The sequence below is a fragment of the Clostridium sp. AM34-11AC genome (genome assembly GCF_003435375.1).
GTDB lineage: Bacteria > Bacillota > Clostridia > Lachnospirales > Lachnospiraceae > Pilosibacter > Pilosibacter fragilis.
Map to the genome: position 1 here is coordinate 18581 of NZ_QWGL01000033.1, position 8455 is coordinate 27035.

The window sequence follows — 8455 nt, forward strand, 5'->3', positions numbered from 1 at the left end:
TTAAAATTTTACAGCTCGCTTATTTCTTAGGGAGCGGATCTTCCGGTCAGCAGCCTGCGCAGGCTCACGGCGCGGAACGCCTCGTCCTGCTTTTGCTGCAAGACCGCCATTTGACAGTGGATGGCGCACCTCCCGTGCTCGTCCTGCCAGCGGCATACATATCCCGGCTCCATGCAGGTGCACAGGATGCCCCGCTCCCCCATGACCTCCATGAGATCGTAGAGGGAGGTCGCATCCAGATCGCCGGACAGTTCGCAGCCCCCAAGGGCGCCGCGCCTTACCCGCACCAAATTACCGGCAGAGAGCTTGCGCAGGATTTGATAGGCAAACTGATTGGGGATCAGCTCCGTTTCCGACATCTCGGCCACCGAATGCTTCTCCCCGTCCAGCAGCACCCGCAAAATGCGCAGTGCGTAGTCCGTCTCTTTGGTGATGATCATGCTCCACATCCTCTTTTCGCTTGCTTGTTAATGCCATCATATCAATCTTGATAAATTTTGTCAAGATAATTTCCAAAAAAATATATCGTTTTAACACAGACCGCTCCAGCCCGGGTCAGCTTCGCTTTCCATTCAGCGAAAAGCCATGTTCCTTACAATATAGGAGCCGAAAAAGCTGTGACGTGGCAGTCCGCCGAAAGCAGAAAAGACTATGCCTGAAAACCAGAAAGCGGAGAAATTGGTTGGGGCTCGCAGGGGTCACCCACCCAAGGCGGATAAGGCGGTCCCTGGCAAGTCCAAGGCAAGCACCAAAGTGCGTGCTTTTCATTTTATATTCGACACATTATGTTATGATATGCAATAAATGTTCCATCTTACCGTCCCATTCTCTGCTGGAATCGGCGCACTCTTTCAGTTCAGTTTCGACTTCAGCATTTATCGGCAGGTTTTTCTTATAGCGGATGGTATGCTCAAGGCTTGCCCAGAAGTCCATAGCGATTGTACGGAGTTGTATCTCCACCGGCACATGGATCACTTTTTCCGCAAAGAATACCGGCAGCCGGATCGTCAGGTGCAGACTGCGATAGCCATTTGGCTTAGGGTGTGAAATATAATCTTTCTCTGTGATGATTTCAATGTCAGACTGTTTTTTTTAGCACTTTGCCAAAAAGAACACATCCTCCTCGAAAGAGCAGATCACCCGCACACCGGCGATATCCATGATATTTGTCTGCATGGTCGGAAAATCCAGAGGAAGTCCGCGTTTCTGCATCTTATTCATAATGCTGGACGGCGACTTCAAGCGGCTTTTTATACTTTCTATCGGATTGCGATCATGCTGCAATGAAAACTCTTCGTTTAGAATTTCCAACCTGCTTTCCAGTGCTTTCAGCGCACATCGGTATTGCAGCATGACTTCCTGATACCTGCGATTTTCGCTTAAAAGGCGCTGGCACTGCAAATCATCTAAGCCTTTATCTGCCGCAACCGTCAAGCCAAATAAATTCTCACTCATAGCTTCTCCATTCCGCAGGGATAGGCGCTCCGCGCTGTCTGCCGCTCTTGTGTTACGACCTGATAAAAACTGTATCCGCCGGAGAGATGGGAACAGGTGAAACCGTACTGCGTCAAAAGTCGGCAGGCCAGATAACTGCGAAGCCCTGTCTGGCAATTCACATAAACAGGCTTACCCCGGTCTAACTCGTCCAAATGCTCCCGCAGATCGTCCAGTGGAATATTGCGGAATCCATTCAAGTGCCCACGCCGATATTCGCCTTCTGTACGGACATCCAGCAGTGTCGCATTGCCATCGCAAGGCAAGTCCTCAACCTCATTCCAATGGAACTGCCGTACCTTCCCGCTCTCCAAATCCTCGATCATAAAACCGGCCATATTGACCGGGTCTTTGGCAGAGGAATAGGGCGGCGCATAGGAAAGGTCAAGCTCCGTCAGTTCCAAGGCTGTCATTTTTGCGCGAATGGCCGTTGCCAGTACATCAATGCGCTTGTCCACGCCCTCGCCGCCAACGATCTGCGCACCCAGCAGCCGCAGGCTTTCTTTTTCATACATCACCTTCATTGCCATAGACTGTGCGCCGGGATAATAGGTAACGTGGGATGCCGGGAATAATACGACTTTGTCGTAAGCGATCCCTGCTGCCTGCGCTGCCTTCTCATTGATCCCCGTGGAGGCCGCTGTCAAGCCAAACAGTTTCAGAACAGACGAGCCCTGAGAGCCGTGAAAGCGGCTGTTTCCGCCGCAGATGTTGTCGGCGGCAATGCGTCCCTGCTTGTTGGCAGGCCCCGCCAGCGAGATTAATGCTTTTTGGCCGGTCACGAAATGGGTGACCTCTACGGCATCGCCCACAGCGTAGATATCCGGCGCGGAGGTTTCCATCCGCTCGTTGACAGCGATGCTGCCCCGGATGCCCAGCTCAAGTCCGGCCTCTTTTGCCAGATGGGTGTCCGGCGTGACGCCGATGGCCAGCAGCACCATGTCGGAGCGCAGCGGCTCACTTTCCTCCAGCAGCGTCAGCACGGAATCTCCGTCCTGTCGGAATCCGGTGACGGTTTCATCCAACCGCAGAGCCACGCCGTGTCTGCGCATTTCCGCATGGACAAAGCTGGCCATATCCGCATCCAGCGGCGCTAATAGCTGCTTCAGACGCTGGACGATGGTAACCGAAACGCCCATCTCCACAAGGTTTTCCGCCATTTCCAGACCGATAAAGCCGCCGCCAGCCAAAACAGCGGTTTTCGGCTTCTGATCCTCTACAAAGCGTCGAATGCGGAGGGTGTCTTCCACGGTGCGCAGGGTAAAGACCCGCTCGCTGTCCACGCCGGAAAGCGCAGGAACCGTCGGCTTTGCGCCGGGGGCAAGAAGCAGTTTGTCATAGTTTTCCGTGTAGACCTTCCCGCTGTCCAGTGCGTGGACGGTGACGGTTTTCTCTGCGGGATTGATCGCAGTTACTTCCTGCCGTACCCGTACATCAATGCGAAAGCGGTCCCAGAAGCTCTCCGGAGTTTGCAGCGTCAATTCTTCCTGCTCCTTGATCACACCGCCCACATAATACGGCAGGCCGCAGTTGGCATAGGATATATAGCCGCTACGCTCGATCATCACGATCTGCGCGTGTTCATCCAAACGGCGGATGCGGGCAACGGCAGACGCGCCGCCAGCCACACCGCCTACGATCACAACTTTCATCTTGCGCCCTCCACCATGGCGGTGATCTCCGCCTTGGACCGGTAGCCCACGGATTTGGCAACGGCCTTTCCATCCTTGAATACGACAAGCATCGGGATACTGGATACCTGAAAACGCATCGCCAGTTCCATTTGCTCGTCCACATTGATCCTGCCCACCTTGAGGGTGCCGGCGTTTTTCTCCGTGCGCTCCACGCGGCAGGGGCAGTACCCGCTGGTGCGCTTGAGACCCTCACGGATGGTGTCCACGACCTCCTGATCGGAATTGAGCTTGATTTTCATATCGGTTCCCTCTTTCCTTTGTTCTTTGTGATGGCCCTATCATAGCAAACTCCGCCCTGCCTTTCTGTAACAAGGTCACATTACAAAAATTTTCGCGGCAACAGAAAAAGCTGTGAAGCGGCAGTTCACGTACCGCTTCACAGCTTTCGCCTATCTCGTTATTCAGGCAAAGCAGGCGTTCACCTGTTCGACGATCGCCCGATCCAACCAGCCCTTTTCAGCCATATCCAGAAGAATAGAGCAGGCTTTTTCGTGAGACATTCCAGCTTTGTAAGGACGATTTTCGGTCAGGGCCTGATAAATATCCACGCAAGCCATGATACGCTCCTGCGTATTTAACTCGGACTCGTTTTTTCCGAAGGGATACCCCGTTCCATCCAGATGCTCGTGATGAAACGCGGCCCAATCGCGCAGCTCCGCAAAGTCCTGGACTTCCGATAGAACGTAATATGTATAGGCAGCGTGATGCTTCATTTCCGCATATTCGCTGTCGGTCAGGCGTCCCGGCTTTTCCAGTATTTCATTGCCTATCGCTACCTTTCCGATGTCATGGAGTGCGCCGGCAAGATACATTTTCTGGGCGGTGTCCTCGTCAAATCCCATAAACCGGGCCAGACATTCCGCATCGTCGGCCACACCCAGAGAATGTGTACTGGTAAAGGGCGATTTGTAGTCTACAATTTTCGCGAAGAATTTTGCCAGAGCTTTTACCTGCGCAAAATCAAGCTGCTGCTTGGTACGCGGCACTTTGCTCCACAGGCGCTCCTCCAGCCCCCTGCCGCCAAGAGAGCAAAAATGCTGTTCTGAAAAAGCGCGAAGAAACGCGTCCGCGCATTCCTCATCCACGATCCTGCCGCGTACCCGAGTAAGGAACGCGTTCGCACGCTCCCACACATCCGGCGTAAAGACATCGGCGCGGCAGAAAGCATCCAGCAGATCGCACAGACGGATAATACGGGCGCCCAGCGGGATCTCCTGCCATGTTTTTCCGAAGGAGCCGCTGCCATCCGCGTTTTCGTGGTGGTAAAGGATGATATTTTCTACATTTGTATGAAACGGAAGCGCGGATATGTTCTCCTCGCCCATAACGCAGTGAGCGCCGAGATGCGGCAGCTCCGGCAAACATTCCGCGGCAGAGCTGTCACCACGAAATTCTTCGTGCAGATACTGCGTCAGAGCATTGTCGTGCAATAGGGCACAGACGGCAAGATCCTGCAGTGCTTCGCCAGAAACGCCAAACTGTTCGGCCGTACACACACTCATATACGCCACACGCTTGGCGTGGAACGTTGTCACATGAACCAGTTCCGCCTCCACGCAATCCAGAGCATAGGAGCAGGCACCAAGCAAGCCTAATACATCAAGTTCCATGTGCGGAGCGGTCACGCTTTCCAAAGGCTGTGGAGGTTGCAGTAGGCGTAGACCGCTTCGACCTCGTCGCCCTCGCAGAGAGCAAAGCAGACCTCGGGTTTCTCGCCAGGATGCAGTTCCTTGCGCTGGTTGCCCTGCTTGGTGTGGAGGGACACCCACTCAATGTAGTGCTCCGGCAGCATGGGATGCTCCACGGAGCCGACCTTGACATGGACGATGCCGTTTTCCACTGTCCAGACAGGGACGTGCTTCTCCACGGCGGCGTCGGTGGTGCCGGGAACGATCTCGCTCATCGGCTCACCGCAACAGATGACGGGAACGCCCGTGTCCTTGACCTTGGCAATGATGTTACCGCAATGCTTGCAAATATAAAACTTCTGCTCCATGATGATTCTCCTTTTCTTTCTTTAATAATTTTCCGCGTGGATCTCAAAATAGCTCTGGGGATGATTGCAGGCAGGGCAGACCTCCGGGGCCTTCTCGCCCACAACGATGTGACCGCAGTTGCGGCACTCCCACACCTTGACCTCGCTTTTGGCGAAGACCTGCGCCGTCTCTACATTGCGCAGCAGGGCACGGTAGCGCTCCTCATGGTGCTTTTCAATGGCGGCGACCAGACGGAAGCGCTGGGCAAGTTCGTGGAAGCCCTCCTCGTCAGCAGTCTTGGCAAAGCCGTCGTACATATCTGTCCACTCGTAGTTCTCACCCTCAGCGGCGGCGAGAAGATTTTCGGCAGTGTCGCCGATGCCGTTCAGTTCTTTGAACCACAGCTTAGCATGTTCCTTCTCGTTGTCAGCGGTTTTGAGGAACAACGCCGCGATCTGCTCATAGCCTTCCTTCTTGGCCTTGGATGCAAAATAGGTGTACTTGTTGCGTGCCTCGGACTCACCGGCAAAGGCGGCCATCAGATTTTTTTCGGTTTGAGTACCTGCGTATTTCGTTTCTTTCATGGTCGATGCTCCTTCCAGCTTCTTCTGCTCATATTATAACACGGATTCGTGTTATAAACAATATTTTCATTTTAAGTGATTCAATCCGTCTATATCCCGCAGCGTGATTGCGCCTCGTCTTAGCTCCACAAGCCCGTCCTCCGAGAAGCTCTTGAGCATCCGCGCCACCGCCTCCCGCGCCGAGCTGATGTGCTGGGCAATCTGCTCATGGGTCATGCGTATGGTATCGGAGCCGGTACGCTCCGCTTCGGCCAGGAGAAAATCTGCCAGCCGCCGATCCAAACCCTTGAACATGATCTGCTGCATCGCCCACATCACATCAGAAAATCGTTTCGTTGCCAGTTCATAGAGGAAGCAACGGACATGAAGATTTTGCTCCTTGAGCACAGCGATGACATTTGCAGGGATAATCAGAACCTCCGTATCCATTCCCGCGGTCATTTGCGTATCAAAGGTGATCTGACTGATCACACAAGAGGCAGAAAGCACGCATAGTTCGCCCGGATACAGGCGGAACAGCGTTACCTCCCGCCCCTCCTCGGAGAGAAGATAGGTGCGGATCTCGCCGGAAAGGACAAACAGCATTCCGAGACATTCATTGTTGCTGCTGTGAACGAACGCGCCCTTTTCATAATGACGGACAAAGGCGCTTCGGCGTAGCGTTTCCATTTCGTGTTCGGTCAAGGATGACCAGAACGGAAGTTGTGTCAGTGTGCGTTCCATATCAATGGCAGCTATGCTTGCCGCAGCCGTGGTCACCGCAGGTGTGCCCATCCTCGCCGTGCTCGTGGTCATGGTGATCACAGTGAACATTGGGGTCGTAGCCCAGATTTCCGCTGAGCAATGCGCTCACCGCCGCGTCAACGTCCCCGCTGACACCGCCGTAGAGCTTGATGCCCGCTTCGGCCAGAGCCGCCTGCGCACCGCCGCCGATGCCTCCGCAAATCAAAGTGTCCACGCCGTTCTGCATCAGGAATCCTGCCAGTGCGCCGTGACCGCTGCCGTTGGTATCAACGACTTCCGCATGGACGATTTTGCCGTCCACAGCTTCATAAAGCTTGAACTGCTCGGTGTGACCGAAATGCTGAAAGATTTGACCGTTTTCATAGGTAACTGCAATTTTCATAATGGAATCTCCTTTGCAAGTTTTGCCTGATTTTTCCATGTTGGCTCTCTGCATCCGGCAGCAACAGCCGCAGTGAGCTGCCTCCTGTCCTCCGCAGATGCGGTAGTTTCCCCCGGTGATGTGCAGCGGTTTCCCGTGGACAAGATACGCTGCGATCTTGCTCCGTGCGCTTTCGTAAATCTCCTGCACGGTAGAGCGGGAAATCTCCATTTGAGCGGCACACTGCTCGTGGGTTTGCTGCTCCAAGTCAACCAGCCGAATGACCTCGTATTCGTCCAGCGTCAGCAGGATCGGCTCGGTATTCTCGCACCCGTTGGGACAGAATGTATCGACCTGTGGTACGCCACAAATTCGACGGCACCGTGGCGGTCTTGGCATGGGAGCTTTCCTCCCTTTGTATTCGGTATATTCCGATTATAGCACTTTGAGCAGAAAAAAGCAATTTTTCAAAAGCTGCTACATTTTCCGTCCTCATATGTGTGCTGGCTGATATTCGGTGTCGAAGACTACGTGTGAGCCATGTTCGTATTGTCAGATTATCTACATTTGACAGAACTTCGCAGGGTATGATGAATTTGCTTGGATTCATTCTGAGTTTAGTTTACATGCAAGCCGTTCACGGATGGTTGTCCGCCTATGAACGGCTTGTAAATTCTCAATTTTTTTCCTTACTTGACACAAGAAGATCTCAGTCGCCTCGTTAGAGATTACATCGAAGCGGGCAAGTAATATCTCTATTTTGTCATTTCCAAACGCAGAGCACGATTAGATTTTCTTCGCAATCGTAGACAGCTCCGAAATAATGCTCAGAAGATCATTTTTGACTTCCTCTTTACTTGGCTCACTGCCCATCAGAAGATAATCCGTGCTGACATGGAGGATGCAGGACAGTTCGATCAGCAAGTCAATGGAGCAGCTGCGCTCTCCGTTCTCCATGCGGCTGACATGCTGCTTGCTTGCCAGTCCCAGGCGAACCGCCAGTTCCTCCTGCGTAATGCCACGGGAAGTGCGAACATCGTGAAGTCTCTTACCAAACTCTTTTGCGTCAAAATACATACGTTTCTCCTTCCGCACAGCCGGTACAGAACCGGATCGACGGAAGGTCAAAAAAAGAGCCGCATGACGGTAAAGAAAAAATCCTGTGCCGATAAAACAGAACATGGGTATCCCATAATTCTGTCTCATGCGGCATTCGGAAGACTTCGCCTGTCAGCGGCTCCACAGCACAGCTATGACTTATAAAATTGTATTAATAGATAGCGATAGGTAATCCTTTGATATAATCTCCGGATTTTCCCCCGCTCCACACCGTGCATGCAGCTTTCACCGCACATGGCGTTCCATCGAATTCAACAGCCAGGTTTTTTCATATACGATTTACACACTTCGTAACAGCATATTTATCAAAGAATGATTACAGGCATTTCTGCCATAGTTCGAAGTTTGTTAAGCTTTGCAAGTTTAGAATCATCTAATTGCAGTGGGTTCAGATATTCTCTGATAGTGATTTCAGACGATGCATGGATAATCACATGGATGGCTTTTGAGACTAAAATCAGATTTTCGTATGCATCTGTACCA

9 protein-coding genes and 1 pseudogene are annotated in these 8455 nt (G+C 52.7%); all 10 read right to left on the minus strand.

Going from position 1 to position 8455, the window contains the following annotated elements; genetic code table 11:
• Positions 1 to 26 precede the first annotated feature (26 nt).
• The 10 genes and pseudogenes from DW826_RS14815 to DW826_RS14860 all read right to left on the minus strand — a co-directional run bounded on the left by DW826_RS14815 (position 27) and on the right by DW826_RS14860 (position 7930).
• On the minus strand, positions 27 to 440 hold the full coding sequence (locus DW826_RS14815) for an Rrf2 family transcriptional regulator (protein WP_117484747.1): 414 nt from the start codon (positions 438 to 440) through the stop codon (positions 27 to 29).
• A gap of 343 nt (positions 441 to 783) precedes the next feature.
• Positions 784 to 1455, minus strand: a pseudogene (locus DW826_RS18720) (GTP pyrophosphokinase family protein).
• Positions 1452 to 3146, minus strand: a complete 1695-nt coding sequence (locus tag DW826_RS14825) for an FAD-dependent oxidoreductase (protein ID WP_117484746.1) — start codon at positions 3144 to 3146, stop codon at positions 1452 to 1454. The pseudogene DW826_RS18720 and the gene DW826_RS14825 overlap by 4 nt, the downstream one beginning before the upstream one ends.
• Entirely contained in the window at positions 3143 to 3427 is a 285-nt protein-coding gene (locus tag DW826_RS14830; protein WP_117470966.1) for a thioredoxin family protein, read from the minus strand. Before DW826_RS14830 ends, DW826_RS14825 begins: the two co-directional genes overlap by 4 nt.
• Positions 3428 to 3589: 162 nt before the next feature.
• Positions 3590 to 4798, minus strand: a complete 1209-nt coding sequence (locus tag DW826_RS14835) for an HD domain-containing phosphohydrolase (RefSeq protein ID WP_015553419.1) — start codon at positions 4796 to 4798, stop codon at positions 3590 to 3592.
• A gap of 11 nt (positions 4799 to 4809) precedes the next feature.
• Entirely contained in the window at positions 4810 to 5184 is a 375-nt protein-coding gene (locus DW826_RS14840; RefSeq protein ID WP_117470967.1) for a desulfoferrodoxin family protein, read from the minus strand.
• Between the two features lie 21 nt (positions 5185 to 5205).
• A complete protein-coding gene (gene rbr / locus DW826_RS14845; protein ID WP_015553417.1) occupies positions 5206 to 5748 on the minus strand; it encodes a rubrerythrin in 543 nt (180 codons plus the stop codon).
• A gap of 66 nt (positions 5749 to 5814) precedes the next feature.
• The gene (locus DW826_RS14850; protein WP_242994116.1) at positions 5815 to 6522 is read right to left on the minus strand and encodes a Crp/Fnr family transcriptional regulator; all 708 of its coding nucleotides are present in this window, start codon (positions 6520 to 6522) and stop codon (positions 5815 to 5817) included.
• On the minus strand, positions 6473 to 7252 hold the full coding sequence (locus DW826_RS14855; protein WP_117484745.1) for a DUF134 domain-containing protein: 780 nt from the start codon (positions 7250 to 7252) through the stop codon (positions 6473 to 6475). The genes DW826_RS14850 and DW826_RS14855 overlap by 50 nt, the downstream gene beginning before the upstream one ends.
• Positions 7253 to 7639: 387 nt before the next feature.
• On the minus strand, positions 7640 to 7930 hold the full coding sequence (locus tag DW826_RS14860) for a helix-turn-helix transcriptional regulator (RefSeq protein WP_002576367.1): 291 nt from the start codon (positions 7928 to 7930) through the stop codon (positions 7640 to 7642).
• Positions 7931 to 8455: the final 525 nt, after the last annotated feature.

Excerpts from the sequence above, each read along its gene's own strand:
- DW826_RS14835 (WP_015553419.1), bottom strand. The coding sequence starts at position 4,798 with ATGGAACTTGATGTATTAGGCTTGCTTGGTGCCTGCTCCTATGCTCTG.
- DW826_RS14855 (WP_117484745.1), bottom strand. The coding sequence starts at position 7,252 with ATGCCAAGACCGCCACGGTGCCGTCGAATTTGTGGCGTACCACAGGTC.
- DW826_RS14815 (WP_117484747.1), bottom strand. The coding sequence starts at position 440 with ATGATCATCACCAAAGAGACGGACTACGCACTGCGCATTTTGCGGGTG.
- DW826_RS14825 (WP_117484746.1), bottom strand. The coding sequence starts at position 3,146 with ATGAAAGTTGTGATCGTAGGCGGTGTGGCTGGCGGCGCGTCTGCCGTT.
- DW826_RS14840 (WP_117470967.1), bottom strand. The coding sequence starts at position 5,184 with ATGGAGCAGAAGTTTTATATTTGCAAGCATTGCGGTAACATCATTGCC.
- rbr (WP_015553417.1), bottom strand. The coding sequence starts at position 5,748 with ATGAAAGAAACGAAATACGCAGGTACTCAAACCGAAAAAAATCTGATG.
- DW826_RS14860 (WP_002576367.1), bottom strand. The coding sequence starts at position 7,930 with ATGTATTTTGACGCAAAAGAGTTTGGTAAGAGACTTCACGATGTTCGC.
- DW826_RS14850 (WP_242994116.1), bottom strand. The coding sequence starts at position 6,522 with ATGGGCACACCTGCGGTGACCACGGCTGCGGCAAGCATAGCTGCCATT.
- DW826_RS14830 (WP_117470966.1), bottom strand. The coding sequence starts at position 3,427 with ATGAAAATCAAGCTCAATTCCGATCAGGAGGTCGTGGACACCATCCGT.